We start from the raw sequence: 215 nt of genomic DNA on the forward strand, positions 1-215 counted from the left end.
TGGTTCACCGTGGCGTTCCCCGAGTTCTGGCTGTTCTTTCTCGGTGCGCTGTTCATTCTGGTAACGCTTTACCTGCCCAGGGGCGTGGTCGGCCTGCTGAAGAAAAGGGGTGAACAATGAGAAGCGTACCACTGCCTGCCGTACACCCCGAGTTCATGCTCGAACCGATCATCGACGCCGGCAGCGGTCGCGATGCCATCGGCCTGGGCCAGGCA

The 215-nt window shown here is 60.9% G+C and carries 1 pseudogene; it reads left to right on the forward strand.

Annotation, left to right across the window (positions count from 1 at the left end):
• Positions 1 to 120 (forward strand): annotated as a pseudogene (locus RRF55_RS29115) (urea ABC transporter permease subunit UrtC); the annotation flags it as partial.
• Positions 121 to 215 lie beyond the last annotated feature (95 nt).

The sequence above is a fragment of the Klebsiella sp. K47 genome, from assembly GCF_051858335.1.
Taxonomy (GTDB): domain Bacteria; phylum Pseudomonadota; class Gammaproteobacteria; order Enterobacterales; family Enterobacteriaceae; genus Klebsiella; species Klebsiella pneumoniae.